At 42.1% G+C, this 26,449-nt stretch carries 29 protein-coding genes; 3 read left to right on the forward strand and 26 right to left on the reverse strand.

Features of this window, described 5'->3' with window-relative positions:
• Nucleotides 1-2: 2 nt before the first annotated feature.
• Nucleotides 3-998 carry a tryptophan ABC transporter substrate-binding protein gene (gene trpX / locus G575_RS0108540; RefSeq protein WP_027972360.1) on the reverse strand — a complete coding sequence of 332 codons (996 nt, stop codon included), beginning with the start codon at nt 996-998 and terminating at the stop codon, nt 3-5.
• A gap of 357 nt (nt 999-1,355) precedes the next feature.
• On the opposite strand from trpX, the gene G575_RS0108545 reads away from it, so the two are divergent.
• Complete coding sequence (locus G575_RS0108545) at nt 1,356-3,008, forward strand: Rqc2 family fibronectin-binding protein (protein ID WP_027972361.1); 1,653 nt, start codon at nt 1,356-1,358, stop codon at nt 3,006-3,008.
• The gene (locus G575_RS0108550) at nt 3,008-3,916 is read left to right on the forward strand and encodes a LysR family transcriptional regulator (RefSeq protein WP_027972362.1); all 909 of its coding nucleotides are present in this window, start codon (nt 3,008-3,010) and stop codon (nt 3,914-3,916) included. Before G575_RS0108545 ends, G575_RS0108550 begins: the two co-directional genes overlap by 1 nt.
• Before the next feature lie 217 nt (nt 3,917-4,133).
• Here the strand turns inward: G575_RS0108550 and G575_RS0108555 are convergent, their stop codons facing one another.
• The 9 genes from G575_RS0108555 to G575_RS0108595 form a co-directional block, all read right to left on the reverse strand.
• On the reverse strand, nt 4,134-4,910 hold the full coding sequence (locus G575_RS0108555) for a hypothetical protein (protein ID WP_027972363.1): 777 nt from the start codon (nt 4,908-4,910) through the stop codon (nt 4,134-4,136).
• Nucleotides 4,910-5,623, reverse strand: a complete 714-nt coding sequence (gene deoD / locus G575_RS0108560) for a purine-nucleoside phosphorylase (protein WP_027972364.1) — start codon at nt 5,621-5,623, stop codon at nt 4,910-4,912. The genes G575_RS0108555 and deoD overlap by 1 nt, the downstream gene beginning before the upstream one ends.
• A 77-nt stretch (nt 5,624-5,700) precedes the next feature.
• Complete coding sequence (locus G575_RS11385) at nt 5,701-6,411, reverse strand: LemA family protein (RefSeq protein WP_037622917.1); 711 nt, start codon at nt 6,409-6,411, stop codon at nt 5,701-5,703.
• Nucleotides 6,412-6,419: 8 nt separating this feature from the next.
• Nucleotides 6,420-7,229, reverse strand: coding sequence for a purine-nucleoside phosphorylase (locus G575_RS0108570; protein ID WP_027972365.1), 810 nt, complete (start codon nt 7,227-7,229; stop codon nt 6,420-6,422).
• A 96-nt stretch (nt 7,230-7,325) separates the two neighbouring features.
• Entirely contained in the window at nt 7,326-7,730 is a 405-nt protein-coding gene (arsC, locus tag G575_RS0108575) for an arsenate reductase (glutaredoxin) (RefSeq protein WP_027972366.1), read from the reverse strand.
• An 11-nt stretch (nt 7,731-7,741) separates the two neighbouring features.
• Entirely contained in the window at nt 7,742-8,098 is a 357-nt protein-coding gene (locus G575_RS0108580; protein WP_027972367.1) for an arsenate reductase family protein, read from the reverse strand.
• Nucleotides 8,098-9,309 carry a phosphopentomutase gene (locus G575_RS0108585; protein ID WP_027972368.1) on the reverse strand — a complete coding sequence of 404 codons (1,212 nt, stop codon included), beginning with the start codon at nt 9,307-9,309 and terminating at the stop codon, nt 8,098-8,100. Before G575_RS0108585 ends, G575_RS0108580 begins: the two co-directional genes overlap by 1 nt.
• A gap of 74 nt (nt 9,310-9,383) precedes the next feature.
• Nucleotides 9,384-10,055, reverse strand: coding sequence for a ribose-5-phosphate isomerase RpiA (gene rpiA / locus G575_RS0108590; protein WP_027972369.1), 672 nt, complete (start codon nt 10,053-10,055; stop codon nt 9,384-9,386).
• A gap of 115 nt (nt 10,056-10,170) precedes the next feature.
• Nucleotides 10,171-11,886 carry a hypothetical protein gene (locus tag G575_RS0108595; protein ID WP_027972370.1) on the reverse strand — a complete coding sequence of 572 codons (1,716 nt, stop codon included), beginning with the start codon at nt 11,884-11,886 and terminating at the stop codon, nt 10,171-10,173.
• A 184-nt stretch (nt 11,887-12,070) separates the two neighbouring features.
• Between G575_RS0108595 and mnmE the strand changes: the two genes are divergently transcribed.
• Nucleotides 12,071-13,441 (forward strand): tRNA uridine-5-carboxymethylaminomethyl(34) synthesis GTPase MnmE, encoded by a 1,371-nt coding sequence (gene mnmE, locus G575_RS0108600; protein WP_027972371.1) that lies wholly within the window; start codon nt 12,071-12,073, stop codon nt 13,439-13,441.
• 405 nt (nt 13,442-13,846) lie between these two features.
• Here mnmE and G575_RS0108605 read toward each other — a convergent pair whose 3' ends face one another.
• The 16 genes from G575_RS0108605 to G575_RS0108685 form a co-directional block, all read right to left on the reverse strand.
• Nucleotides 13,847-14,608: an aspartate/glutamate racemase family protein gene (locus G575_RS0108605; RefSeq protein ID WP_027972372.1), complete on the reverse strand. Its 762-nt coding sequence runs from the start codon at nt 14,606-14,608 to the stop codon at nt 13,847-13,849.
• A 1-nt stretch (nt 14,609) separates the two neighbouring features.
• Complete coding sequence (locus tag G575_RS0108610; protein WP_027972373.1) at nt 14,610-15,842, reverse strand: NAD/NADP-dependent octopine/nopaline dehydrogenase family protein; 1,233 nt, start codon at nt 15,840-15,842, stop codon at nt 14,610-14,612.
• Nucleotides 15,843-15,951: 109 nt separating this feature from the next.
• Entirely contained in the window at nt 15,952-16,194 is a 243-nt protein-coding gene (gene yidD / locus G575_RS0108615) for a membrane protein insertion efficiency factor YidD (protein ID WP_027972374.1), read from the reverse strand.
• Nucleotides 16,191-16,916 (reverse strand): pseudouridine synthase, encoded by a 726-nt coding sequence (locus tag G575_RS0108620; RefSeq protein WP_027972375.1) that lies wholly within the window; start codon nt 16,914-16,916, stop codon nt 16,191-16,193. Before G575_RS0108620 ends, yidD begins: the two co-directional genes overlap by 4 nt.
• Nucleotides 16,917-17,045: 129 nt before the next feature.
• Entirely contained in the window at nt 17,046-17,591 is a 546-nt protein-coding gene (gene scpB, locus G575_RS0108625; RefSeq protein WP_027972376.1) for an SMC-Scp complex subunit ScpB, read from the reverse strand.
• 193 nt (nt 17,592-17,784) lie between these two features.
• Nucleotides 17,785-18,498, reverse strand: coding sequence for a segregation/condensation protein A (locus tag G575_RS0108630; RefSeq protein WP_027972377.1), 714 nt, complete (start codon nt 18,496-18,498; stop codon nt 17,785-17,787).
• Nucleotides 18,488-19,240 (reverse strand): site-specific tyrosine recombinase XerD, encoded by a 753-nt coding sequence (xerD, locus tag G575_RS0108635; RefSeq protein WP_027972378.1) that lies wholly within the window; start codon nt 19,238-19,240, stop codon nt 18,488-18,490. Before xerD ends, G575_RS0108630 begins: the two co-directional genes overlap by 11 nt.
• Entirely contained in the window at nt 19,233-19,697 is a 465-nt protein-coding gene (gene cbpB, locus G575_RS0108640) for a cyclic-di-AMP-binding protein CbpB (RefSeq protein ID WP_027972379.1), read from the reverse strand. Before cbpB ends, xerD begins: the two co-directional genes overlap by 8 nt.
• The gene (locus tag G575_RS0108645) at nt 19,694-20,215 is read right to left on the reverse strand and encodes a metallophosphoesterase (protein WP_027972380.1); all 522 of its coding nucleotides are present in this window, start codon (nt 20,213-20,215) and stop codon (nt 19,694-19,696) included. The genes cbpB and G575_RS0108645 overlap by 4 nt, the downstream gene beginning before the upstream one ends.
• Nucleotides 20,197-21,168 carry a nucleoside-triphosphate diphosphatase gene (locus G575_RS0108650; RefSeq protein ID WP_027972381.1) on the reverse strand — a complete coding sequence of 324 codons (972 nt, stop codon included), beginning with the start codon at nt 21,166-21,168 and terminating at the stop codon, nt 20,197-20,199. The genes G575_RS0108645 and G575_RS0108650 overlap by 19 nt, the downstream gene beginning before the upstream one ends.
• Nucleotides 21,165-21,959 carry a glutamate racemase gene (gene racE / locus G575_RS0108655; protein ID WP_027972382.1) on the reverse strand — a complete coding sequence of 265 codons (795 nt, stop codon included), beginning with the start codon at nt 21,957-21,959 and terminating at the stop codon, nt 21,165-21,167. Before racE ends, G575_RS0108650 begins: the two co-directional genes overlap by 4 nt.
• A 107-nt stretch (nt 21,960-22,066) precedes the next feature.
• Nucleotides 22,067-22,306 carry a YneF family protein gene (locus G575_RS0108660; RefSeq protein WP_027972383.1) on the reverse strand — a complete coding sequence of 80 codons (240 nt, stop codon included), beginning with the start codon at nt 22,304-22,306 and terminating at the stop codon, nt 22,067-22,069.
• A 99-nt stretch (nt 22,307-22,405) separates the two neighbouring features.
• Nucleotides 22,406-23,644 carry a diaminopimelate decarboxylase gene (locus G575_RS0108670; protein WP_027972384.1) on the reverse strand — a complete coding sequence of 413 codons (1,239 nt, stop codon included), beginning with the start codon at nt 23,642-23,644 and terminating at the stop codon, nt 22,406-22,408.
• 62 nt (nt 23,645-23,706) lie between these two features.
• Nucleotides 23,707-24,150: a hypothetical protein gene (locus G575_RS11705; protein WP_027972385.1), complete on the reverse strand. Its 444-nt coding sequence runs from the start codon at nt 24,148-24,150 to the stop codon at nt 23,707-23,709.
• A gap of 59 nt (nt 24,151-24,209) precedes the next feature.
• On the reverse strand, nt 24,210-25,820 hold the full coding sequence (cshA, locus tag G575_RS0108680; RefSeq protein ID WP_027972386.1) for a degradosome RNA helicase CshA: 1,611 nt from the start codon (nt 25,818-25,820) through the stop codon (nt 24,210-24,212).
• 192 nt (nt 25,821-26,012) lie between these two features.
• Entirely contained in the window at nt 26,013-26,396 is a 384-nt protein-coding gene (locus G575_RS0108685; RefSeq protein WP_027972387.1) for a PH domain-containing protein, read from the reverse strand.
• Nucleotides 26,397-26,449: the final 53 nt, after the last annotated feature.

Genomic DNA, 26,449 nt, shown 5'->3' on the forward strand with positions numbered 1-26,449 from the left:
AATTACTCCGTTTCTACAATATCCGCTTCATCTAAAACATCTTTGGGAATAGTAATGCCCAATAATTCTGCTGCTTTAGGGTTGACCGCAGGTTTACCAGTGTCAATAACATTTACTGGAACGTTTGCGACCTCTTGACCTGCCAAGAGTTTGACCACTACCTTAGCCGTCTCACGACCAATATCATACTGGCTTTGTGAAATCGCTGCTAAACTTCCTTGTGCCACCATGGTATCAACGCTAGAATAGACGGGAAGTTTTGCAGCATTTGCTGCGCTAATCACTGACGGGAAGGCAGAAGCAATTGTGTTGTCCTGTGGAACAAAGAAAGCATCAACCTTCTCTACAGCTACACTCATGGTAGCTACAATATCATTAGTTGAAGGGACTGCATATTCAACTACCGTTAAGCCAGCCTGTTCAGCATATTTTTTAAATTCAGCTACTTGAGATACCGAATTGTCTTCACTACTAGAATAAATAATACCAACCGTTTTAACATTCGGTGTGACGCGACCAATCAATTCAACACCTTGTTTAATGGGTACTTGATTTGAAGTTCCTGTCACATTCCCTTCTGGTTTGTCAAGGTTTTTAACCAGTTTAGCACCGACAGGATCTGAAATAGCTCCCATCACAACTGGAATTTCTGTCGTGGCACTTGCTAAACCTTGTGCTGCAGGCGTTGCAATCCCAACAACAATATCATTGTCCTTAACCAATTGACTAGCCATGACTTGAATTTTACTTTGATCCGCTTCAGCATTCATCTGTGTCAACTGAACCGTAGTTCCTTCATAGCCTGCATCTGCCAAACCATCCACAATGCCTCGGTTAATGTCATCCAGAGCATCGTGTGTCACAAACTGTAAAATACCAATCTTAACCACCTGATTTTCTGTCTTGGTAGCTTTTTTATTCCCACCTTGTGTGAAAAGGGCAACTCCAACTAACAATACAATAGCAACAAGCGTTGCAATAAGTCCTTTATGTTTCATATTTTCTCCTCTTTATCGTAACAGTTATCAGCTAGGCTTGAAGCAGAGTACAAAGATTTTAAATACAAAAAAGCGCCTAGTTTTCTATGGCGCTTTCACTAGATTGAGATCTAAGACAAGCGGCACAGATACTTTTTTGAAGTACTCCAAAAAGTCGTATCTATGCCAAACATAAACACAACTTTACAGATGCCAGCTTTGCCAGTTTGTAGATGTGAATGTTTTCATGTCTCAAGACCTCCTTGCTTAATTTTCTTAATTATATCGTAAATTCTGAAAATTGCAAGTCATTTTGAAAAAATATTTGCTAAAAGTTTATGATATAATGAAAAGACTGATATATTCAAGGAGAAAGCTATGTCGTTTGACGGTTTATTTTTACATCATTTGACCAAAGAATTAAGGGAGCAAGTCCTCTACGGTCGGATTCAAAAGGTCAATCAGCCTTTTGAGCGCGAGCTTGTCTTGACGATTCGTAATAACCGTCAAAATTACAAGCTCTTATTATCTGCTCACCCTGTTTTCGGTCGGATTCAGACCACCCAGGCTGATTTTCAAAACCCACAAAATCCCAATACCTATACCATGATCATGCGTAAATACCTTCAAGGGGCAGTTATCGAGGATATCCAACAAATCGAGAATGATCGTATTTTGGAAATCTCGGTTTCCAATAAAAGTGAAATCGGAGACGACATCAAGGTCACTCTGATTATGGAAATCATGGGCAAACATTCTAACGTGATTTTGATTGATAAAACGGAAAGTAAAATCATTGAATCCATCAAGCATGTCGGTTTTTCGCAAAATTCCTATCGGACTATTCTGCCAGGATCGACCTATATCGCTCCCCCAAAGACGACAGCTGAAAACCCGTTTGACATTTCGGATGAAAAACTCTTTGAACTCTTAGAGACTGAGGAATTAAGCGCCAAAAATCTCCAGAAACTCTTTCAGGGACTGGGCCGTGACTCTGCTCAAGAACTTGAACAGAGACTGAAAACAGATAAACTAAAAAACTTTCGATCTTTCTTTGCACAAGAAACCCAGGCTTGTCTGACAAAAAAAAGTTTCGCTGCTTTGCCATTTTCCGATAGCCTTCAACGGTTTGATAGCTTGTCACAAGTCCTTGACTTTTACTATGGGGAAAAAGCCGAGCGAGATCGGATTGCCCAGCAGGCCAGTGATTTGATTCATCGTGTGCAAAATGAATTAGAAAAAAATCGAAAAAAATTAGGCAAGCAGGAAGCTGAACTAGTGGCCACTGACGATGCTGAAGCCTTTCGCCAAAAGGGCGAGTTGCTGACCACCTTCTTAAGTCAAGTGCCAAATAATAAAGACAGCGTCACTCTAGACAACTACTACACAGGAAGTCCAATCACGATTGTATTGGATCTTGCTCTGACACCTAATCAAAACGCGCAACGTTATTTTAAAAAGTATCAAAAATTAAAAGAAGCGGTCAAGCATTTAACAGGGCTTATCGAAGATACCCAACAAACCATTGCTTATTTGGAATCTGTTGACTATAACCTTTCCCAAGCCAACATGGATGAGATTGAAGATATTCGAGAAGAACTGGTTGAAGCTGGCTTGATGAAACGCCGCACCACAGACAAACGCCACAAACGCAAAAAACCTGAACAGTATCTCGCTTCTGACGGTAAAACTATTATTATGGTGGGAAGAAACAATTTGCAAAATGAAGAGTTGACCTTTAAAATGGCTAAAAGAGGGGAGCTCTGGTTCCATGCAAAAGACATCCCAGGGAGTCATGTCATTATCAAAGATAATTTAGAACCATCTGACCAGGTTAAGACCGATGCTGCAGAATTAGCGGCCTACTTCTCCAAAGCACGCCTGTCCAATCTGGTTCAGGTGGATATGATTGAAGCCAAAAAGTTAAACAAACCCAACGGTGGCAAACCTGGATTTGTAACCTACACAGGACAAAAAACGCTACGTGTCACACCAACCAAAGAAAAAATTCAAAGCATGAGGATAAATTGATGCGCATCCAACAACTACATTACATCATCAAAATCGTTGAAACTGGTTCAATGAATGAAGCAGCCAAACAACTGTATATTACTCAACCTAGCCTTTCAAATGCTGTACGAGATTTGGAAAGAGAAATGGGCATTGATATCTTCATCCGAAATCCAAAGGGCATTACCCTGACCAAAGATGGTGTCGAATTTCTTTCCTATGCACGCCAAGTTGTCGAGCAGACCTCCCTTTTAGAAGAACGTTATAAAAACCCAACCACTCACCGAGAACTCTTTTCGGTATCCTCTCAGCACTACGCTTTTGTTGTTAATGCCTTCGTTTCACTCTTAAAAGGGACGGACATGACCCAATATGAGCTATTCTTACGTGAGACAAGAACCTGGGAAATCATCGATGATGTCAAAAACTTCCGCTCAGAAATTGGGGTTTTATTCCTCAATAGTTATAATCGCGATGTGCTGACAAAGATGTTGGATGATAGCCGTTTGACCTATACCCCACTCTTTACTGCCCACCCGCATATTTTTGTTTCAAAGACTCACCCACTAGCTCAGAAAGCCAGCGTGGATTTAGAAGAGCTCAGTGATTACCCTTATTTCTCTTATGATCAAGGCATTCATAATTCTTTCTATTTTGCAGAAGAAATACTGGCTCAAGTGCCTCATAAAAAGTCAATCGTTGTCTCAGACCGAGCAACGCTCTTCAATCTCTTGATTGGTTTAGATGGCTATACCATTGCCACTGGTATTCTGAACAGCAATCTCAATGGTGATAATATCGCCTCAATCCCTCTCAATATTGATGACGACATCGAACTGGTCTACATCCAGCATCAAAAAGCTAATCTATCCAATATGGGAGAGAAATTTATCAACTATCTTATCGAAGAAGTCAAGTTTAACTCATAAAGCGAGGCTAGGACGTCGTCCTAGCCTCTAAGTTTGTTTAGATACCATTTGTGCTTACTGCTTCTGCCCCTAACCCTGTCAGGGAAACCTCTATGCCAGTGTCAGACAGCTAGAGCAAGCTTGTTAAGAATAGTTTATGTTGCTCTACTGTCATGTCATCTCCTATGAAGATGTCACAGTGACAAAATATGTTCTCTTTGCCTTTCTTCTAAAAAGGCTATGGATTTAGTTTCTGGTTTTCAATAATGATACGATTGACTTTATCATAGTAGAACTCATCTGTTTGGTAGCTAACGCCTGCTTGCTGCGCTAAAAAGATGATTTGCTCCAAGAATACCTGAGATGAAAATCCAGTCGTGCGGTGAAGCTCCTCTTCATCAAATGGTTTAATCAGATGTGCCAAGGGATTGCGAACAGCTTTTTCAAACTGGCGTAACTGCAGAACGCTATCTTTGATGGCTTTTCCATAATCCGTCACCTGAATCAGGTCAGCCAAGCTTTTTGACGTCACTTTAGCCTCACGTTTTTGGGATAAAAAGTTTTGAATAAAAGGATTTTCTGAGTCTTTCATCACAGAGAATTTCCAAGTATCGTACTGAGAAGACTTGGTATTGTGGATTAAATCTGACAAATTTGGTACCTTGGCCTGAGCTAACCGTAAAAAGAGACGATAGAGAATGGGGCTAACTGCCCTGACAAAATCAATGATGTCAGCCGTTTTAACCTTAGCTTCTAAGTCCATGATGTAGTTGGCTAGTAGTTCTTCTTCATAAGCATTCGAAAGTAGGGATATGCCGTATGTTGTCTCCAGTTGCTTTAGCTTTTCTTGGTGATCAAAAAGGTAAGCGACATTTAATTCTCTACGCTCTTTTAACATTTCCAGCAAAAAGAGGCTATCTGGATCTAGTCCAGTAGCCTGCTTTGCTAGTTTAAAAGCGTGATGGTAAGCATAGACCTCTAGTAGGAGGGCTAGGCTTTGGTCATTTCCTGCCATTAGTCTGCGATTAGGGTTTCAAGACCAACCTTCATCATGTCTGTGAAGGTGTTTTGACGCTCTTCTGCTGTTGTGTCTTCTTCTGGGTTGACCAAGCTGTCTGAAATGGTCATGATAGCCAGCGTTTCTACACCAAATTTAGCACCCAAGTAGTAGAGGGCTGCCGCTTCCATTTCGACTGCCTTGACACCAAGTTGCCCAAGTTCTAGGTTGCGAGCAAATAGTTTTGGTGAATAGAAGCTATCAGATGACAGGACATTTCCAACATGAGTGGTCAGATTAAGGTCTTTGGCAATGTGATAGGCCTTATCCAAGAGATTGAAGCTAGCAATCTGTGGCAAGTCGTATTCTGGCCAATCAATATTGATCATGCGAGAGTTGGTTGCAGCTGCTTGAGCCAATACCAATTCACGCACATGGACATCAGCATTGAGAGAGCCTGCTGTTCCAACGCGGATCAGTTTTTTCACGCCGTAGTCATTGATGAGCTCATGAGCATAGATAGAGATGGAAGGCATCCCCATACCTGTTCCCATAACAGATACGCGATGACCTTTGTAAGTACCAGTATAGCCAAACATATTGCGGACTTGGTTGAAGCAAACGGCGTCTTCGAGGAAGTTTTCCGCGATAAATTTAGCACGAAGTGGATCACCAGGAAGCAAAATCTTATCAGCGATGTCACCTGGTTTTGCAGAGATGTGGATAGACATATGTTAATACCAAGAGTACAAGTGTTCTCTTTCCTTTCAAATATTCTTTTTCTGTGGACACAGCAGGGCATTAGCCACTAAACAAATAGGTAGGTTTCTTCCTTAAAGCCAAATGCCTTTCTGAAAAAAACAAAGGGTAAGGCGTTTATGGTTTTGTTATATTGTGAAACCGTATCGTTGTAGTAAAGGCGCTGGTTCGTCACTAGAGCTTCAGCTTCTTTGATGTCTTGCATCAAATGTTTTAGACTTTCATCTGCTTTTCCTCTAGTATCACGCTCAATACGTTCTACCAATTTAGACACCTTTTCAGATTGATAGGCTATGTGGTCATGAAATTGATTAGAGCCGGAAGTAGATGAAAAACGTTTTTTCGTCTGATTGTGCTGTGCATCGTTTCCTTCTGTTGTCATGCGATCAGAATCTTTTTCCTCTTCGACGAGATCAGAAAAAGTATTTTTCACAGACATTTTCAATTCGTGGTCAATGATTTTATCGGTTACTTCTTGTAATTGACTAACCAGATTAGTCACGTGTTTCTGCTTGATGATGACAGCATTGTAAGACGTAGCGATCTCTTCTCTTAGATGAATAATTTTGTTGTACTGCCCTACAAATAGAATGACATCGTAAGTTATGAGAGCACAGACTATAGATGCACCACTAAACGGTTCATAATTGGTGTCAGATTTGCTTGAACTGATAGTAGCAAAGAATATTAGCCATGCAACAGTCAATATAAGAATAAGTAAAAGCCCTTTTAAAATATTGAACCAGGGTTTATTTGACATTTTTCCTCCTACAACTCAACCAAGATAGCCTTGACCAAGCCTTTGAAGTTGCCTTTGATTTGCTCGGTTACTTCTACCACTTCTTCGTGGTTGAGTTCGGATTGGAAACCAGCCGCAAAGTTGGTGATAGCAGAAATTCCCAAGACTTTCATGCCTGAATGAGCTGCCACGATAACTTCTGGCACTGTTGACATGCCGACTGCATGGGCACCCATGGTCTTGAAGGCCAAGATTTCTGCAGGTGTTTCATAGGTAGGACCTGTCACACCGAGGTAGACACCATTGTCCAACTTAATGCTCAATTTTTCCGCAACAGCATGAGCTTTCTCGCGGTATTCTTTGGTGTAGGCATTGGACATATCTGGGAAACGTGGACCAAATTCTTCCAAGTTTTCGCCAATCAATGGATTTTGACCCGTCATGTTGATATGGTCTGTAATAGCCATGAGAGTACCTGGACCGTAGCCGATACCACCTGCGGCATTGGTCACAATCACACCTTCACAACCGAGGGCTTTCATAACACGGACTGGGAAGGTCACGACTTCCATTGGATTGCCTTCATAGAAATGGAAACGACCTTGCAAGGCCAAGACCTTGCGACCTGCCAAATCACCGTAGACCAACTTACCAGCGTGGCCTACAACCGTTGACTTGCCCCAGTTCGGAATGTCTGCATAGTCGATGACAATGGCATTTTCAACTTCTTGAGCCAATTCGCCCAAGCCTGATCCCAAAATCAAACCAAATTCTGGCTTAATCATTCCTTTTTCTTCCAAGAAAGCTTTTGTTTCAATAATTTTTTCTAATAGTGACATAATATAAAATAGTCGGGACCGTAATCCCATTCAGTTGGTTACACCAACCAAATCTTCCTTTCTATGAATATTTGTTAGGGAGAAAGCCATCACTCTTTACAAAGGAGAGACAACTTCTCCGTCTTCTTTGATGAATACTTCTGTCATCGGCGGGAGTAAATCCAAGACGACTTCTGACGGACGGCACAATTTGACACCTTTGGAACTCACAACAATCGGTCGATTGACGAGGATTGGTTCTGTAACCATTGCTGATATAATCGCGTCTTCATCAGCCTTGTCCCAATCAATTCCCATATTTTCATAAGGAGGCACATTGGTGCGAAGAAGCTCCTTAGCAGACAGTTGCATCGCAGCTAACAGCTCTGCGAGCTTTTCCTTTGTAGGAGGAGTTTCCAAGTAAAGAATTACTTCGGGTTCAATCCCAACATGGCGAATGAGGGCCAGAGTATTGCGAGAGGTGCCGCATTCTGGATTATGGTAAATGGTTACTTTGTCCATAGCTACCTTTCTTATAAATACGCTGACCAGTCATATTCTGGCATTTTTTCCTTGATGATGTCGAGGGGACGACAGAGAAAGGCTGTCTGTTCTAGCTCGATAATGGGACGGTTGAGAAGAGCAGGCTCTTTAACTAAACGCTCAAAGAGTTGTTCTTCTGACAAACCTGCTCGCTCTTCTTCTGTCAACCGAATAACTGCAGAAGGCTGACTGCCCATTTTTTCCAAAAGTGTTGTCAATTCTTCTGCTGTCAGTGGATTTTCTAGGTAATTGACCCACTTGATGTCCAGGTCCTGGCTAGGCAGTAAGATTTTTAATTTCTTACATTTGCTGCAGTCGGGATTGTAATAGACCGTCAGTTGTTCCATTAGACCAGAGCTCCTAAGAAGCTCTCGCCAATCATAGCTTTTTCGACACCGAAGTTTTCAGCAATAGTCGCTGAGATGTCCGCAAAATGTCCAACTGGCAAAACGCCACTGCCTGTGAAGGACTTGCTATAAGCCAAGAGTGGCACATATTCACGGGTATGGTCTGTACCTGCATAGGCAGGATCATTTCCATGGTCAGCTGTAATCAAGAGCAGATCATCCTCACGCATAGCAGCGATAAGTTCTGGAATACGAGCATCGAACTCCTGCAAGCAATCGCGGTAGCCTTCGATGTCACGACGGTGACCATAAACGGCATCAAAGTCAACCAAGTTGGTAAATGAGAAACCTTTTTCAAAGTCAGCCAACTGCATGGTTTCAAGTAGGACATCTACACCGTGCATATTTGACTTGGTGTGGCCCATGTCGTTGGTAATACCTGATGCGTTGAAAATGTCGCTGATTTTGCCGACAGAGTAGGTAGGAACTCCCGCATCTGCAAGCTTGTTGAGAACAGTTGCTTCAAACGGTGACACCGCGTAGTCATGGCGGTTGGCAGTACGTGAGAAATTGCCAGGCTCACCAACGTATGGACGGGCGATGATACGACCAAGAAGAACTGGGCGTTCAAGGGTAATGGAACGAGCGTATTCACAGATACGGTACAATTCATCCAATGGAATAACATCTTCGTGGGCTGCAATCTGAAGGACAGGGTCTGCGGAGGTATAGACGATCAACTCCCCTGTTTCCATTTGGCGAGGACCAAAGTCATCAATGACAGCTGTACCAGAGTAGGGCTTATTCGCCTCACGGATGATTTTTCGGCCTGAGAACTCTTCGATTTTTGTCAAAATCTCCTCTGGGAAACCGTCCCAGAAAGTATCAAATGGCTCGGTGATGTTGAGGCCCATAATTTCCCAGTGGCCTGTCATGGTGTCTTTTCCGAGTGATACTTCTTCCAACTTGGTCACGTAGCCAGTCGGATTCTCCTCAGCAGGAACAGTCGCAAGGGCCGTGTCACGAGGGATGTTTCCAAGACCGATTTTGGCCATATTTGGCACAGCAAGACCTGCTTTTTCAGAGATGTGGCCAAGAGTGTCAGACTCCGTGTCAGCTACGCCTGCATTGAAAAACTTGTCCGCATCTGGTGCCGCACCAATTCCGACAGAATCCATAACGACCAGGTGAATACGATTAAATTTAGACATCTTGTCTCCTATTCTAGGGTGGTTACGGTTAGCACCCAAAACCTATAAGAATAACATATTTAAAACGTTGGGGCTTACTTTTCTAAGACCTTAACGCCATCTTTTCCGGCAACGATAACTTTATCAACCATACCGTTAAAAAGTCCGTGCTCAACAACTCCGACCATTGCTTTTAGCTCCTCACCGAAAGCGACTGGATTATCAATCTTGCCAAGATCAAGGTCAATAATGAAGTTTTGCATATCCGTAATAAAACGTTGCCCCTGGACTTCCCTGAAAGCAGGCTTGTAGCCTTTCTTTTCAAAGTCACGATAAAGGCGCTCTGCCCCATACTGGACAACTTCTACTGGTAATTTAAAGGCACCCAGATGCTTCACAAGCTTCGTTTCATCAACCACCCAGATATAGTCCTTCGTTGGTGTTGCCACTATTTTCTCCATCAGAAGTGCTCCACCACCGCCTTTGATACCATTGAAATGTGGATCGACCTCATCTGCGCCATCGACAGTCACATCAATCTGATCAATCTCATCAACTGACTTCAATGGAATGCCTAATCTTTCAGCCTGAGCAGTAGTCTGGCTAGAGGTTGTCACACCAACGATGTCTAAACCTTCTTCTTTGAGGCGACGACCAATTTCTTCAACAAAGTAATAAGCGGTTGAGCCTGTCCCAAGTCCAATCACCATGCCTGATTGAACATACTTTGCTGCAGTGATACCAGCCAACTTCTTCAGTTCATCCATAAAGACCTCCTACTATTCATATTAACACCTCATTATAACACAATTACAGTCACTTGTCTGCGCTTTCTTTTTGCCAAGTCAAAAGAAAAACCAAGGCCCAAAGAGGCACTTGGTTTTAATGATCAACAAGAACAGTTTGTTCCTCTGTTTCCTGACTCACAATTTCAAATGAGTCATCCTGACGTTGAACCGTCAGCTGACCAGACACCTGACCATTTGAAGCGGTGGCAGTCAGTGTAATCGTGTCGATTGTTTTCAATACACTTGGGTAAAAAAAGCTAAGTCCTGAATTTTGAGCCACAAAGACACCGAGAGCCTTACTATGCCACAAGCCTCTTGAATCTTTAAGAACTTCCGCTACTACAGGAGCACCATCAGCCACTTGATAGCTGACTTCCCATTTGACCGTATCCTGATCAGGGTTTATGAGCATGCTCCCTCGTGAAAAGTCTAGTTGCGGGGCTTTCGGCACACGATAGATACTAATGGTTTTAGCATCTAGTGTCTCCTCTCCATCTTTGGCTTTGAGGGACATGGTAACATCTTTAGGTAACTTTTTAGAGTCAATAGTCACCTCTCCTTGAGCATTTATCGTAATAAAATCAGCATCTGATTGCCACTCACCTGATGGCAAGCGAACTAATGTGATGGTTTTCTTTTTGCCCTTAGCAGTCGTGTAAGATAGCGTAAAAGTATCTGTCTTTTCAGGAATCGTCAAGCGTAAAAAACCATCTTTATCTAACTTAGTCGAAACTTGGAAAACTTTGATAGATGGAATCAGCTGAGGAGGGACAGATATTTGAGGCGAAAAACCTACAAAAGGATCCTCAACAGTAGGTAATCCGAAGTCTGAAAAATTGGTCTCAAGGGTTACAGGAAGAGACTGATTGACTAAACTTTCTCCTTGACCTAGCACACTTCCAACAGATGGCATCGTTACCATCATATCTGTTACAGAAGGTGACGGAGGCAACACGCCTGTCATGCTTTCTGAAGAAGCACTAGACTGTGAAGAGCTTGTTTCAGACTGTTCACTCGTCTCAAGGGAATTTTGTGAAAGAGCCGTGTCTTGGGTTGATTGGCTATTTGATGTCGAATCTGTTGTCTCTTGGGTTGACTGGCTATTCAGTGTGGAATCTGTCGATAAACTATCTTGCTCAAATTTAGGCAAATTTTCTGTCAGAATCCACGCTTCTGCTTTCCTCTTGAGAGTTGCAGAGCTAAGTTTTACAATAATTTTGGGGTAAATACGAATCCGATCAATCTCAAAAGTCAATAGACCAGATTTAGCAACGGTGTAAAAACTCGGTTGTCCTATCCAGCCATCTTCTTCATAATGAATCACTTCTTCTGCAGTGGTTCCATCAGCATTTGGAATAGATACAGTCATTACTAAGTCTGACGCTGCTTGATTGATAACTGGTGAAAGTTCAATTAACTTGTCAACGAGTTTAACCTTCAATTCTAGCGGATTTACCTGAGACTCTTGGCGGTCAGAATTTGGTGAAACTGTGCTAGATGTCGCAGATTCAGAGGCAGTTTCTGTAGCTGAGCCTTCAGAAGAGGCACTTGTTGATAAATGACTCGTTGACTCTTCCGTCGCCATAGAAGCATGATTTTCTGTAGCATCCTGCATGTCTTCAGAACTACTGGTAGGAGCAGATGGCTGCTCAGTATCTTGTCTTGTAAGGTTGGCAGTCGTAGCAAAATCAGTATCCGCAGACACACTTGAAGCCACGCCTAGCATTAGCAGTGAGCAACCAAAAATGAAATGCTTGCCTTTCTTTTTCATAAACCAGCCTGTCTGCCGGCCCTCTTTTAACTTTCCCATTCGTTCAATCTTTCTCGATACATTATCGTCTATTACTGGCATTATCCATTTTATCTTATCAAGACGCGTATTTCAACTAAGAAGTGTCGCAATTTTTTCATTTTTCTATAGAGAGAGGAAAAAATTGCTTTCTGCTCAGCTTTTTCCTAAAATAGAAGAAACTTACTTTGAAAAAGGAACCCTTATGTCAATTACTAAAGAATTTGATACTATTACAGCTATCTCAACACCTCTAGGGGAAGGGGCTATTGGAATTGTTCGTCTTTCTGGAACTGAGGCACTAGCTATTACCAAAAAAGTTTTTCGAGGAAAAGATTTGGAAAAGGTAGACTCTCATACTATCAACTACGGTCATATCGTAGAAAATGGTGAGATTCTGGATGAGGTCATGGTTTCCGTCATGAGAGCCCCTAAAACCTTTACCCGTGAAGACGTGATTGAGATTAACACTCACGGTGGGGTAGCGGTTACCAACGAAATTTTGCAACTCTTAATTCGCTCTGGAGCTAGAATGGCAGAGCCTGGCGAATTTACCAAGCGTGCTTTTCTTAATGGTCGTGTGGATTTGACTCAGGCAGAGGCCGTTATGGATTTGATTCGCGCCAAGACTGATAAAGCAATGGCTGTAGCCATGTCCCAGCTCGACGGTTCTCTTAAAGATCTCATTAATCATACGCGTCAAGAAATCCTCAATACCCTTGCTCAAGTTGAAGTCAACATTGACTACCCTGAATACGATGATGTCGAAGAAATGACGACTGCTCTCGTTCAGGAAAAGACACTAGCATTTCAAAATCTTTTGCAGGGTCTCTTACGAACGGCAAAACGTGGAAAAATTCTCCGAGAAGGGCTTGCGACAGCGATTATCGGTCGGCCAAACGTCGGCAAATCAAGCCTACTGAATAACCTACTCCGCGAAGAAAAAGCCATCGTTACAGATATCGAGGGAACGACACGTGATACCATCGAAGAATACATCAACATCAAAGGTGTCCCGCTCAAACTCATTGACACCGCAGGTATCCGTGAAACAGATGATATCGTAGAAAAAATCGGCGTTGAACGGTCTAAAAAAGCTTTAGAAGAGGCGGATTTGGTCCTTTTGGTGCTCAACGCATCTGAACCCTTAACAGAGCAAGACAAAGCCTTGCTTGACATTTCTGAAAAAAGCAACCGCATCATCCTACTCAATAAAACAGATCTCCCCGAAGTCATCGAAGCTGACTTACTGCCTCAGGATTTCATTCGTATTTCCGTTCTTGAAAATCAAAATATCACAGCGATCGAGGATCGCATCAATCAACTCTTCTTCGACAATGCAGGATTGGTTGAAAAGGACGCGACTTATTTGTCTAATGCTCGTCATATTTCCTTAATTGAAAAAGCTGTCCAAAGCCTTAACGCTGTCAACGAGGGGCTTGAACTTGGCATGCCAGTTGATTTACTTCAAGTAGACCTGACTCGTACTTGGGAAATTTTAGGAGAGATTACAGGCGACGCTGCTCCAGACGAACTGATTACACAACTCTTTAGCCAATTCTGTTTAGGAAAATAAAAAGGAACTCTTTTGAGTTCCTTTCAGATTGAAGACAAGGTCCATTTTGGACGATTTTCTTCAATCTTTTTTCTTTATGGTGAAAATCAAAAACCCCTAGAACCATTGAAATATCTATAGTCTTAAGAGTTTTATATTTTGTAATGCTATTCAAGTTTTATGTTTTTAGGCGTTTGTCTACATTCTATTTTCTCTAACAAGCTGAAAAGCTCTGTTAGGTGTACTGTAATTAGCGATTTTGCGAGCGACAGCGACGAGCCTCATCAGATACCTTTTGACCTGGCGAAACTAGCGTGACGATTAGTATTTCCACCACCAAGAATTTTTGAGACCCTAGGCTCAAAAATGAGGTATGGAATTCCGAAGGAAGTCGCTACCGTCCGTAGGTCTTAAAAAGACTTTTACTTATAAATAACCGTAATAATCCCGTTTAACCACTGCATTATAGACCCAATTGATTAAGGTGATGAAGTCAAAGACAGGAAGACCTACCTCTCTTTGGATGCTTGCAGCATAAGGGGGCAAGTCGCTGCATTCCAAAAGTACCGCTCCAATTTCTGGATGCTTGTCCGTTAAATCTTTGACGACTGCTACCAAATCTCTGGTTAGAGCAGCATTGTCCAAATAAGGCTTGATATAGCGAATAGGGGCAAAACTCTCCAAAGTACCAATTTCTTGTACAATACAGTCATCAATATTTGCATTAGCCTTGGCAAAAAACTCACGATTTGCCCCCTCACCATCTGCCACAATAACCGCAACCTTTTGGTCCGAACGCAAGCCCATTTTAATCAAAGGAATCTGCAAAACACTGGACATGTAAACAGGAACAGACACAGCAGATTTGATCTGCTCTTGAAAATGGTTGAAATAACCACAAGCTCCCACAATAGCTCGCACACCCTTTTTCTCTAGACGCTGTGCTGCTTGGATAATTTGATCCAGTATTTCAGTTTTTCCCTCAAACAAATCTTCAATGGGAAAAGAAACCACTTCATAGATTACTGGAAAAGAAAAAGTTGTGGCATTAGCAACATTGCCAGGCAATTTGACGTAGTCATAGTCAATAGTAATAATCCCGATAGCTGCGCCTGCAATTGGCGTTGAAGCTACCTGATGATAAGCTGTCAAATGCTCTCTCTGTTCTAAGGTCCCTCTGTGATGCATCTTATACGTCCTTTTCTGTAAAATTGCCAGTTGTCAAATAGTCTAAAACCTGCTCTTTCGTCAAATGTGCCAAATCCAAATCTTCAAGCGTCAGCCCAGTCTGGTAGAAATCATGACCCGTCATAACAGAGCCAATCGTAATCATCGCATCAATGACTGGCGTTGCCACACCATATTTTTTCCCCAATTCATGGTAAAGGTGACAACCTACTGGAATATCCTCTGTGACATACCGGTCCTGAATGGTAAAAGGTCCCGTCCCATAAGCCATGGGAAACTGCTGGTCAAACGGCACAATACAATCATCACCCATATACTCTGGTCCTAAAATAGACGTTCTGGATAAGAAATTTTTCTTAGGATAACGCTGCAAATCGACACCAATCGCCTCTGCCAGTTTAATTTGTTCTAAGTAAAAGGCATATTGTACCTCGGCTACCGACTCACTGTAAGCATGCGAATAGATTGAGTACTGGTACTTGTCATTGCCACCAAAAACACGACCAAAGTTTTCCATAACACTAGCCCCAAGCAAAGTTCCTGGCACATGAAGGACTGGATTGACATTTGAAAACCCAATATCAAGTACCGTCTTACCACCGACGACCCCATCTCCTTGAGTGATCGCATCAAAGCTACCAATTGCTTTTGAACTTTCTAAAAACGTCTCTTGGTCTGTTAATGGCAGAGCTGCTCCACGTAAGGTAATCGCACGGTATTTGAATTCGATAGCAGGTGTCATGACGCCACCTTCACGGATAATACGCGCACCGTAAGGAGCCGAGCTCCAGCCACCAATGATAACATTTTTTGTCGAGCCTAATTGACGCATTTTCTTGCGCAGCTTGAGGCTTCCAAAATTATCAGGAATGATGTGAATAATCTGCCCGTCTTCCAATAAGGGCACCAATTGCTCAAAAAAAGCATCGTGGGCAATGGATGGCACTGCAACTACAATGATCCCTGCCCCTTTGACAGCCTCAGCCATATTTGTGGTGACAAGTTCAAAATAAGCCTTGCCACTGCGCTCAAAACCATACAAGTTATTTTGACCACTTGGTTTGATGGTTAGGCCTGTTTTATCCAAGTTTTTGATGGTGTCTGAAAAGGCTTCTAGCTCAAATAAACGCACACGATTTCCAGCCAGAACAGAGTCTGCGCCAACAGCTTTACCAACAGCACCAGCTCCTAAAATCGCCATAGGAGCCGCTTTTAAGGTTTCAATCAATGTCATAATACTACTCACTTTCTATAGCAACTATTTTAGCATAGAAAGTCGCCACTCTGTAAATAGTTAATAATTAAGTGGTGATATAGTTTCTAGCTATAAGAAAAGACCAACTTTACTTGGTCTTATCATTCTTTTTTAAAGTAAAATGGTCAGAGACAGGATCATCTCCTCCGCCTACGAAAGGATGGCAACGCAGAATTCTTGCCATCCCCATCAAAACACCTTTTAACCCATGCTTAGTAATCGCATCAATCATATAATTGGAGCAAGTTGGTTGATAACGACAAGAAGGTGGAAAGATTGGTGACAGCCACTTTTGATACAGCCTCACCAGACCTATCAAGATTTTTTTCATTTGACTTTAGTCGTCGCAGCATTGTGAAGCTGACTGACTTCTTTTTTATTGAGACGGCGAGCTTCCCCAGGGCGCAGCCCTGTCAAATCAAGGGTTCCAAATTGCGTTCGAGAAAGTTTGTCAACAATCAAGCCACAAGCTTCAAACATTTTTTTAACTTGATGATTGCGCCCTTCATGGATGGTCAATTCGACAACCGAACGGTTCTTATCATTTTCCACCTTGATAATATTATAACGGGCAGGCTTTGTTTTTTTGCCGTCAATGACAACCCCCCTTGTCAGCGGGCGCAAATTGTCCTTGGTTGCAATCCCTTTGACACGCGCTAGATAGACCTTGTCAATCTCATTTCTAGGGTGAATCATCTTGTCTGTAAAATCACCATCATTAGTTAAAATCAAAACACCTGAAGTGTCCCAATCCAAACGACCAACAGGATAAATCCGTTCCTTAACCTGAGGCAACAAATCAACAACCGTGCGACGCCCCTTATCATCTGACACGCTTGAAATAACACCTTTTGGCTTATTTAACAGATAATAGACCTTTTCTTCGTTGTAAATAGGGCTACCTTCGACTTCAACCTTATCACCTGATTTGACCAAGGTAGCTAATTCACGAACCACTTGACCATTGATGGTAACCAGTCCTTGTTTAATCAACTCTTCCGCCTTACGACGGCTCGCAACACCTGCATGGGCAATATATTTATTAATTCTCATCCTTTATCGGAAAGCCTCGCTCTCCACTCCTTTTCTACTGACTCACGTCTGTCATTTTGTCCCTCTATTGTAACATGGATTTGAAAAATATCAAAACCGCTAGAAGCAACTAACGGTTAAAATCTTCCACTATTCCCCAAATAAGGTCGTTTCTTCATCCTGTAGCTGAATATTAGAAACATCTGGCAGGTCTTCTAGACTATTCACCCCCATATAGTCTAGGAAATAATCTGTCGTGACATAGAGATTAGGGCGACCCAAAACTTCCTTTTTCCCATCTTCTTTAATCAAATCAAAGGCTTGCAGCTTAGCGATAGCTCCACTGGAATTGACCCCGCGAATGTCATCAACCTCGACACGGGTGATGGGCTGTTTATAGGCAATGATAGATAACACTTCCAAACTAGCCCGAGACAAACTTTGATTGATTGGAGTGCTAGAGTAAAGGCGCAATAGGTCTGCGTGTTCTTCTTTTGTGACCAGTTTATAAGTCTTTCCAGATTCTAAAAGACAAAGAGCTGATGCCGTGTCTTCCTGATATTTGGCACTTAATTTTTCTAATTGCTGCATCAGAGCAGAGGCTGGTAGTTGGGTTAGGTCAACCAATTGCTTAAGGTCTAATCCATCTTCTCCTGCTACAAAAAGCAGGGCTTCAATTTTTGCTAAATGACTCATTTTGTGCTCCTTAAAAAATCATCTGGATAAATAGCAAAAGACAAAGGAGGCCTTGAACACATCTCATAAAAATGTCTATCTCGCTAGATCAGCATTCAAAACACCATTTCCAGCTCTGCTATTTAAAAAAATTCCCCGTCATCACAAAAGTCTAAAGGACCTTCTAATGGTCTATCAAACAAGCGCGACGGTGTCAATGCTCTTCTCCACCTTTGGTCAAAATCACCTCTCCAAAGTTCTCTTTTTGACTGACCGTAACTTTATGAACTTTAATGAGCTCAAGAGTCGCTAGAAAGATGGTTATCATTTCTTGCTGATTTTGCGCTTTAATAAAGAGCTCTGATAAGGGCAACTGAGACCTTGTCTCAAACTCTTGCTCCACCATAAGCATCATATCCTCAATCCGATAGTCATCGCGCGCAATCGTCGTGTGACTACGCCGAATAGCCTCTTGTTTTTTAGCCATAATCTGTGAAAATGCTAAAAAGAGATCCACAGTAGTCCTATCATGATTAAGGGTAATATCGTCATAAATGAGCTCTTGCTTGGGCTTTGAAAAATGTTGCGCCCTGACTTCATGCTGAGTTGCCAACTCTTGACTCAGGAGCTTATACTTACGGTATTCCTCAATCTGACTCAAGAGATCAAACTCAGGATCATCAGCTTCTGGCTCTGCTTCAACGATTTTGGGAAGGAGCTTTCTGCTTTTAATCAACATGAGCTGACTTGCCATCAGCATATACTCCCCAGCCACCTCCAGTCGCATCGCTTGAAGAGTGGCTAAATAGGTCAAGTACTGCTCGATAACGTCAACAATGGGGACATCATAAATATCCATCTCATACTTTGATACTAGGTGTAACAAAAGGTCCAAAGGACCTTCAAAATCTTTTAATTTAATGTCCATCTTTATAGTATTTTTCTAGTGTGGCTGTCTTTTTCAAGCCCAATTTCTTAGCCAGACTAACAATAGAGGTCCCTTTCTGGCATTCTCGTAAAATAAATTGCTGGCGCAACTTTTGAGCCGTCAAATCTGGAAAACCACAACTGGTCACAAAGGCTGTTAACTGAGTAAAAAACCATTGCCTTGAATAAGGCACTCCCAAGCGTTCAAAGAGATAGACTTGATTTTCCTGCCACTTCAGATAAGGTAATAGCCTATCTGATAGGGGTAAAATTCGAACAGTCCTTGATGTTTTCACTGTCAGCACTTGAAAATTTTTATCAATCTGTGCCGTCTTTAATGCCGCTATTTGACTAGGCGTCAGACCTAGTTCCAAAATGAGGAGGGCAATCAGTTGACCTAAGGGGTATTGCATCTCTTGATAGAGCGATTCTAACTCTAAGACTGATTCAGTCTGCTCTTTGACGACGGGTCTTTTGACGGGTTTTAATTTATAAAAATGGTCTAAAACTCCCTGCTCATACAAAAAATAAAGAAATTGATTGACACTGGATTCTTTACGTTTTTGAGCAGTAGCTTTTAAGCTCATCAAGCTCTCCTGATAAAGGCGCAAGCTATGGTCATCAATCTTTCTGCCCACCTGCTGACAGAACTGTTCCAGATCATATTGGTAAGATTTTTGCGAATTAAGCGACAGCTTTTTCCCCATCAAAAAAGGGGAAATCTGTGAAGTGTAATCAATCATTTGGAGAAATGGTATAATCCTTTGTGAAATTGTGGAGTAAGCTGTTGATAGCTTTTAAAATGGACTTACGTGTGATGATGCCGACAAAGGTTTGCTGAACATCAACAACAGGTAAAAAAGGAAACTCGACCAATTTATGAAGCACTTCTGTCACATCCGCATCAATGGAAACTGTCGGAATCTTGCTATTGGTCATGTGAGCAATATCTGTTTGGGCCATCTCCCAATCCTGCAAACCTTTTTCAGATTGATAAGCCAGGATATCAGAAATAGAAATTGTTCCAACATACTTTTTGTCTTTAGTGATAATTGGTACGCGTGAATAGCCATTACTTGCTAGTAATAAAAGGACATGGTCAGCATTATGAGTATCGACAAAAATCGCTACCTGTTCAGCTGGCGTCAAGTAGGTATCGACATGCCCTTTTAAAAACAATTCAAATTCTTTTGCAATCATCGTGTAAATTCCTTTGATAATTCTAGGTAGGGTGAGTGATCCATCCGGTAAAAATCAACCAAAATCAGCTTTTCTGTCACCGTCACCTTCGCATAGAGCTTTTCCATGATAGGGCCGCGCGGTTGACGGACGGATCCTGGGTTGATAAAAACGGTTTTACCATTTTGCCAAGCTTCTGCCCGATGTAAATGCCCATATAAACAGATGTCCGCATCAGCCTCCTGAGCAAACAAATCCAAGCGGTCCCACATAAAATTGATCTGATGCAAATGCCCATGTGTTTGAGCAATGGTTAATCCCGGAAAATGGCTAATGCAAGTTTCTTCATAGTCGCTGTCAAAATCACAGTTGCCACCAACCACTGAGATTCCAGACCAAATCGGATCATTGGCTTTTAACTCTGAATCTCCATTATGAAAAATAGCATCAACTTTGCCTTCATAATGTGCCTTGATGTCCTCAACAACCTCTCGGTCACCGTGGGAATCACTCATCACTATCACTGTGTATTCAGCCATGATGGAAAGACCTCCATGAGTTTTTTGACCGCCTGACCGCGGTGGGAAATGCTATTTTTTTCTTCAGGTAAGAGTTGAGCTGAGGTACGTCCTGTCTCTCCAACTAAGAAAAGTGGATCATAGCCAAAGCCATGGTCTCCTTTTGCCTCAAAACCGATATAACCAGGCCATTCTGCTTCAACAACGAGACTTTCTTTTTCAGGATGGGCAACCACTAAGCAGCAATGAAACTGAGCTGAACGGCGTTCTTGCTCAAAAACCATTCCCAATTCATGCAGCAATTTAAGATTGTTTTTCTCATCAGTGGCATCTGGTCCAGAAAAACGAGCAGACCAGACCCCTGGAAGACCACCTAAAGCATCTACTTTTAGACCCGAATCATCTGCCAAGACCATCTTACCCGTCAATTGAGCAATGGTTTCAGCTTTAAGGCGGGCATTTTCTTCAAAGGTCATGCCTGTCTCTTCCACATCTGGAAGCTCTGGATAATCGTTCAGGTTTTGAACCCTTATCCCCATTTTTTCAAAAAGGTTACGAAATTCTTTAGTCTTCCCTTCATTTTTTGTGGCTATCAGTAATGTCTCTCCAAAATCAGCTCCGCTATTGCCAAAGAAATCCGCCAAAGGGACACCTTCTTGTGGCAGGTGAACAAAGAGTAGGCGATCATCTTCAGAAACTAATAAGGCCCCACCATGCTGAGTCAATGCGATCGAACGATTGCTAACAGCATTCACGATGTCAATCATGAAATTTAGAAAATGAAAGGGTGAGCTTAGTCGAGCGATATGGACTTGCAAACCTTCAATGTTAAGCCCTTCTGTCAATGCTTGAAAATGGCGATGGGCTTCCTCGTAGGCCTCATCATCACCAAAGCAAGTCATATAGTTAAAAGACTCCCACTTCCCAATAAACCAATTCTGGTCATCTTTATAGTCAAAAATCTTATCTGTCATAATCTTACATGCTCCACATGAATCTTTTGTCCAAGCCAGTTTTCAGCAATCTCCTGAAAGCTAGCAACGCCTGCAGTGGTAAAAAAGCGGTTCTCCTGAGTCGTCATGTCGCGACTGCGATTGAGTTGAAAATAATTAAGCAAAACCGATATATCACGGACACATTCAGCTCCACTATCAATCAACTTAACCCCACTTCCCATGACATTTTGGATAATCGGTCGTAAAATTGGATAGTGAGTGCACCCCAAGACCAAGGTATCAACCTTACCAACCAAAGGTGCCAAGGTTTCATAAACCACTTTTTTAGCTAGACTGGACTGTGCTTCATTTGACTCCACGATCGGTACAAATTTTGGACAAGCTAGACTTTCTACCAATAACTGCGGTGCTAGTTGAGTGATTTTTTCACGATAAATGTCTGATTTGACTGTCATCGGTGTCCCGATAATTCCTATTCTGCCACTGGAGGTTGATTTGATGGCGGCACTTGCTCCAGGCAAAATAACCCCTATAACAGGAATCTCAAGAGCAGCTTTCACTTCTTCCCAGGCTACTGCAGTCGCCGTGTTGCAAGCAAAAACAATCATCTTGACGTCTTTGGTCAAGAGAAAGTTAACTAATTCCCAAGTATATTCCCTGATTTGCTCGGCAGGGCGAGGCCCATAAGGCGCTCTAGCAGAATCTCCTATATAGACGATTTCCTCGTGAGGTAACTGACGCATGAGCTCTCGCACCACAGTCAAACCACCTACCCCAGAATCTAAAAAACCAATCGGTCGATTATCCATACTCTTTATCCCTAACGTCAGCTTTTGTCATGTTTGACACCCATTCAGTTGCCAATCTCTAAACCTAAAGAAAGGGAACGGGAATCAACTCCCACTCCCTCTATCTATTATTTTTTCTTTGAAGCTGCTGCTTTTGAGTGTTTGATAATGTTGCGATAAGCTTGTTGAACTTTCGCTTCACTTGGTTTTTGCCCCATTTGGCTCATCATTTCACGAACAGCATTGACATCCAAACGCGGGTTATCAGCAAAGTCCTTTTCAACTTGTTTGCGTAAAATAAATGCTCCTGCAAACAAACCACCAATAAAAGCTGCAAATACTAATAAAATCCAAAGAAATGTATTCATGTTGTGTCCTATTCTCTCTAAATATTTTTACTTCGTTATTATAGCATTTTTCAGCTTAATTGACAATGCAAAAAAGCATCGCAAAGCGATGCTACAAGATTAAAAGTCAAAACCAGTAATGGTCGCGAAGTAATCTTCTGGCGTTTCTGCGCGGCGAATCATACGTGCACCACCATCTTCTTGGTAGAGGATTTCTGCTGAACGAAGTCTTGCATTATACTGGTAACCCATTGAGAAGCCATGTGCACCCGTGTCGTGAATGACAAGAGTATCTCCAATACGAGCCTCTGCAAGTTCACGTTCTTTGGCAAATTTATCATTGTTTTCACAGAGAGAGCCGACCACATCAACAACTTCGATGTCCCCATTGGGGTTGGTCATATTAGTAATGTGGTGATAAGAGCCATACATAGCAGGACGCAGCAAATTAACCGCCGAAGCATCAACACCAACATATTTTCTGTAGGTTTCTTTGCGGTGAGCAACTGTTGTCACCAAGAGACCATGAGGGGCTAACATGAAACGGCCAAGTTCTGTAAAAATCTTGATATTGTCAAGTCCTGCTGGTGTTAGCACTTCCTCATAGACCTGACGTACCCCTTGACCTATCAGAGCGATATCGTTAGGTTCCTGATCCGGATAATAATTAACACCGATGCCACCAGAAAGATTGATAAAGCTAAGCTCGATGCCTAAAAGCTCTTTTATCTCAACAGCTAATTCAAAGAGCTGACGAGCAAGTTCTGGATAGTAAGCATTGGTTACTGTATTTGAAGCCAAGAAAGAATGAATCCCAAATACTTTTACACCTTCTGCTTTTAACTCTTTAAACCCCTGAATAAGCTGTACTTTGGTCATGCCAAATTTAGATTCTTCTGGATGATCCATAATGTCTGTGCCCAGAGCAAACACACCACCTGGGTTATAACGTAGGGACACTGTTTCAGGCAGACCTACAGTATTTTTTACAAAATCAATCATCTCATAGGCATCTAGGTTGATAGTCGCCCCAATTTCCTTGGCATAAGCATACTCGCTTTCAGGAGTATTGTTTGAGGAGAACATAATGTCTGTAAACCCTAACTTATGACTCATAAGAAGCTCAACTCCTGTCGCACAATCCACACCACAATTTTCCTCTTGTAAAATCTTTAAAATGGCTGGTGTTGGTGTCGCTTTAACAGCAAAGTATTCCTTAAATCCCTTATTCCAAGCAAAAGCCTTATTTAAAGCTCGTGCTTTTTCGCGAATCCCTTTTTCATCATAAAGATGAAAAGGAGTGGGAAACTGTGCTGTTATCTTATCCAATTCTTCGGCAGTGATAAATGGTATTTTCATAAGCTATCCTCAACTGTTTAAATATGAAGACTATTGTAACACAAAACTGCCTAACAAGATAGTTAGACAGTCACTTTCTTCACCCATTCCCACCAAATATAATGGTATTCCCTCATATAGACCTGATAAAAGGTGCCACACCGCAAGCATTCTACACATACCTGACCATAGACACTGTCATCTGGACCTGGCTCAGCGGATAATTTCTTTAAGAGACCCATTTCAATAAAATCTTTAGGATTGTCCACTTCATCAAATAATTGACAGGCGCAACCTTTGGCATCTTGGTAAAATTGTAAGGCTTTGGCGACTTTTCGATACCTGTGAGTCCTATAGGAGTTTTCCCTGAGTTCATAGTCATTCAATCGTTCATAGGGTTTCAGCACCCAAGCATAAGGCTTGATAATAGCAGGATTCTGAACATGATGTGATAGGTAAACAATCACCTCATACCGTTTTTGACGGTCATCGGATAACAATTTTTCTAGGTTTTCAAAATAAGACACGATAGTTTCCTTTTTGCAGTAATGGTAAAAGCACCCTCGTAGGGGTGCAATCACATGGTTTATTCGCCTTTGTGACGGATGGTAAATCCGCTACCAGCATTACTTGATTTATCAGATTTTTTATGGTCTTGATGACGTTTTGACTTGAGCTTGAAATCACGGTTACCTGATCCGTCATGGATATCGCGATAATCACGACGTTTGCCACCACGGCGGTCGCTATCTCGATCATCACGGCGTCTACGGTCACCATCCCGTCCTGAGCGATTACGGTCACGGTTTCCACGAGCGTTTTTCCCAGAATTTTTGCTGCCATGTCCACCGCCGACATACTTAAATGGCAATGGTTTTTCACGAGCAATCTCAACTTCTGGCAAGGTATCTGGGTCTTGAACCGTTAAGCTAAGAATGTACAGCGCCAGTTCTTCAGGACTAAATTCTTGAGATAATTTAAGAGCATCTCCTTTGAACTTTTCAAAGTTGGCACGGATGGTTTCATCCGCAAAGTCACGCTCAATTTTCTTAAGAGCAACCTTTTTCTTAGCCTGAAACGCTTCTTCGGCAGTCGGTGGTTTGAGCCCTGTCATGCGTTTTTTAGTGAGGTTTTCAATAATAGCTAAATAGCCCATCTCATTTGGCGAGACAAAAGTAATCGATTGACCAGACTTACCAGCACGGCCTGTACGACCGATACGGTGCACATAGCTTTCTGGGTCTTGGGGGATATCGTAGTTGTAAACGTGAGTCACACCTGAGATATCAAGACCACGCGCAGCAACATCTGTTGCCACCAAAATATCAATTTGATCATTTTTGAAATCGCGGATGACACGAAGGCGCTTGTTCTGATCAAGGTCTCCGTGAATCCCTTCTGCACGGAAGCCTCGAAGCTTCAGACCACGCGTCAACTCATCCACACGACGTTTGGTACGACCAAAAACAATGGACAATTCAGGCTGATCCACATCCATAAGACGCGTCATGGTATCAAATTTTTCTTGTTCCTTGACGCGAATATAAAACTGTTCAACATTGACATTGGTCAACTCTTTTGCCTTGATTTTCACATGTTCAGGCGCCTTCATGAACTGAACACCAATACGTTTGATGGCATCTGGCATAGTCGCTGAGAAAAGAAGGGTTTGACGCTCTTCAGGAACTTGACTGATGATCGCTTCAATATCTTCAAGGAATCCCATGTTTAACATTTCATCAGCTTCATCCAAAATCAAGGTTTCAACATCCTGAAGTTTGAGGGCCTTGCGTTTAATCAAATCAAGAAGACGACCTGGTGTCCCAACAACGATGTGAGCACCTGACTTAAGGGCTTTAATTTGCTTTTCAATCGATGAACCACCGTAAACGGAGCGCACCTTAACCCCTTTATCACGTCCAAAACGGAAGAGTTCTTCCTGAGACTGCACTGCTAGCTCACGTGTCGGCGCAATAACCAGTGCTTGAATAGTATTTTCAGCTGTTCTGATTTTATTTAAGGTCGGCAATCCAAAAGCCGCTGTTTTTCCTGTCCCCGTCTGTGCTTGACCGATGACATCTTTCCCCTCAAGAGCAAGCGGAATGGTTAATTCCTGAATAGGAGACGGTGTCTCAAAGCCTGCGGCAACGATAGCTGATAAAATATCAGCAGATAGATTAAGTTCTGTAAATTTCAATGATTTCTCTTTTCTAAAAGGTGGTGCGAAGCCACCTTATATGGCTTATTCAGTGTAGACCAATTCTACACAGTGTGTCGCAAAGATTTACAACCCATCTATTGTATCACATTCGTTGCTAAAAAGATAGGAAAGACCTTCGTAAATCCTATAAACACGTTTTCATACAAAAACGAAGGTTGCCCTTCGTCATTATAGTCTTAAAACTGCCTCGGCTAAAGCTTGTTGAATCTCAACAACATTTCGGTCACTATTGAATTGTAAAACTTCCGCCGGTTCTTGAGCGGATGAAATCCAAATCTTTAGTTCCGCATCCAAATCAAAATGTCCAGATGTTTCTACCGTAAAGCGTGAAATCGAGCGATAGGGAATAGACTTATAGGAGGTTTTCTTTCCTGTCATCCCCTGCTTATCCACTAAAATCAAGCGTTTTTCTGTAAAGACAATCAAATCACGAACCAAGGCAAAAGCTAAAGTGACCTGTTCCCCTGGAATCAAAATATCCTCTAGTTGACGTTCGATTTTATCATTATCTTTTTGGGAAGCATTACCCATTAAACCTGAAAATAAGCCCATGTAGTTACTCCTTTTACAATTTTCTACTATTTTACCGAAAAATCGATTATAAA

The organism is Streptococcus plurextorum DSM 22810, from assembly GCF_000423745.1.
Classification (GTDB): Bacteria; Bacillota; Bacilli; order Lactobacillales; family Streptococcaceae; genus Streptococcus; species Streptococcus plurextorum.

Coding starts and splice junctions, on each gene's coding strand:
- trpX (WP_027972360.1), bottom strand. CDS start 998: ATGAAACATAAAGGACTTATTGCAACGCTTGTTGCTATTGTATTGTTA.
- G575_RS0108545 (WP_027972361.1), top strand. CDS start 1,356: ATGTCGTTTGACGGTTTATTTTTACATCATTTGACCAAAGAATTAAGG.
- G575_RS0108550 (WP_027972362.1), top strand. CDS start 3,008: ATGCGCATCCAACAACTACATTACATCATCAAAATCGTTGAAACTGGT.
- G575_RS0108555 (WP_027972363.1), bottom strand. CDS start 4,910: ATGGCAGGAAATGACCAAAGCCTAGCCCTCCTACTAGAGGTCTATGCT.
- deoD (WP_027972364.1), bottom strand. CDS start 5,623: ATGTCTATCCACATCTCTGCAAAACCAGGTGACATCGCTGATAAGATT.
- G575_RS11385 (WP_037622917.1), bottom strand. CDS start 6,411: ATGTCAAATAAACCCTGGTTCAATATTTTAAAAGGGCTTTTACTTATT.
- G575_RS0108570 (WP_027972365.1), bottom strand. CDS start 7,229: ATGTCACTATTAGAAAAAATTATTGAAACAAAAGCTTTCTTGGAAGAA.
- arsC (WP_027972366.1), bottom strand. CDS start 7,730: ATGGACAAAGTAACCATTTACCATAATCCAGAATGCGGCACCTCTCGC.
- G575_RS0108580 (WP_027972367.1), bottom strand. CDS start 8,098: ATGGAACAACTGACGGTCTATTACAATCCCGACTGCAGCAAATGTAAG.
- G575_RS0108585 (WP_027972368.1), bottom strand. CDS start 9,309: ATGTCTAAATTTAATCGTATTCACCTGGTCGTTATGGATTCTGTCGGA.
- rpiA (WP_027972369.1), bottom strand. CDS start 10,055: ATGGATGAACTGAAGAAGTTGGCTGGTATCACTGCAGCAAAGTATGTT.
- G575_RS0108595 (WP_027972370.1), bottom strand. CDS start 11,886: ATGGGAAAGTTAAAAGAGGGCCGGCAGACAGGCTGGTTTATGAAAAAG.
- mnmE (WP_027972371.1), top strand. CDS start 12,071: ATGTCAATTACTAAAGAATTTGATACTATTACAGCTATCTCAACACCT.
- G575_RS0108605 (WP_027972372.1), bottom strand. CDS start 14,608: ATGCATCACAGAGGGACCTTAGAACAGAGAGAGCATTTGACAGCTTAT.
- G575_RS0108610 (WP_027972373.1), bottom strand. CDS start 15,842: ATGACATTGATTGAAACCTTAAAAGCGGCTCCTATGGCGATTTTAGGA.
- yidD (WP_027972374.1), bottom strand. CDS start 16,194: ATGAAAAAAATCTTGATAGGTCTGGTGAGGCTGTATCAAAAGTGGCTG.
- G575_RS0108620 (WP_027972375.1), bottom strand. CDS start 16,916: ATGAGAATTAATAAATATATTGCCCATGCAGGTGTTGCGAGCCGTCGT.
- scpB (WP_027972376.1), bottom strand. CDS start 17,591: ATGAGTCATTTAGCAAAAATTGAAGCCCTGCTTTTTGTAGCAGGAGAA.
- G575_RS0108630 (WP_027972377.1), bottom strand. CDS start 18,498: ATGGACATTAAATTAAAAGATTTTGAAGGTCCTTTGGACCTTTTGTTA.
- xerD (WP_027972378.1), bottom strand. CDS start 19,240: ATGATTGATTACACTTCACAGATTTCCCCTTTTTTGATGGGGAAAAAG.
- cbpB (WP_027972379.1), bottom strand. CDS start 19,697: ATGATTGCAAAAGAATTTGAATTGTTTTTAAAAGGGCATGTCGATACC.
- G575_RS0108645 (WP_027972380.1), bottom strand. CDS start 20,215: ATGGCTGAATACACAGTGATAGTGATGAGTGATTCCCACGGTGACCGA.
- G575_RS0108650 (WP_027972381.1), bottom strand. CDS start 21,168: ATGACAGATAAGATTTTTGACTATAAAGATGACCAGAATTGGTTTATT.
- racE (WP_027972382.1), bottom strand. CDS start 21,959: ATGGATAATCGACCGATTGGTTTTTTAGATTCTGGGGTAGGTGGTTTG.
- G575_RS0108660 (WP_027972383.1), bottom strand. CDS start 22,306: ATGAATACATTTCTTTGGATTTTATTAGTATTTGCAGCTTTTATTGGT.
- G575_RS0108670 (WP_027972384.1), bottom strand. CDS start 23,644: ATGAAAATACCATTTATCACTGCCGAAGAATTGGATAAGATAACAGCA.
- G575_RS0108685 (WP_027972387.1), bottom strand. CDS start 26,396: ATGGGCTTATTTTCAGGTTTAATGGGTAATGCTTCCCAAAAAGATAAT.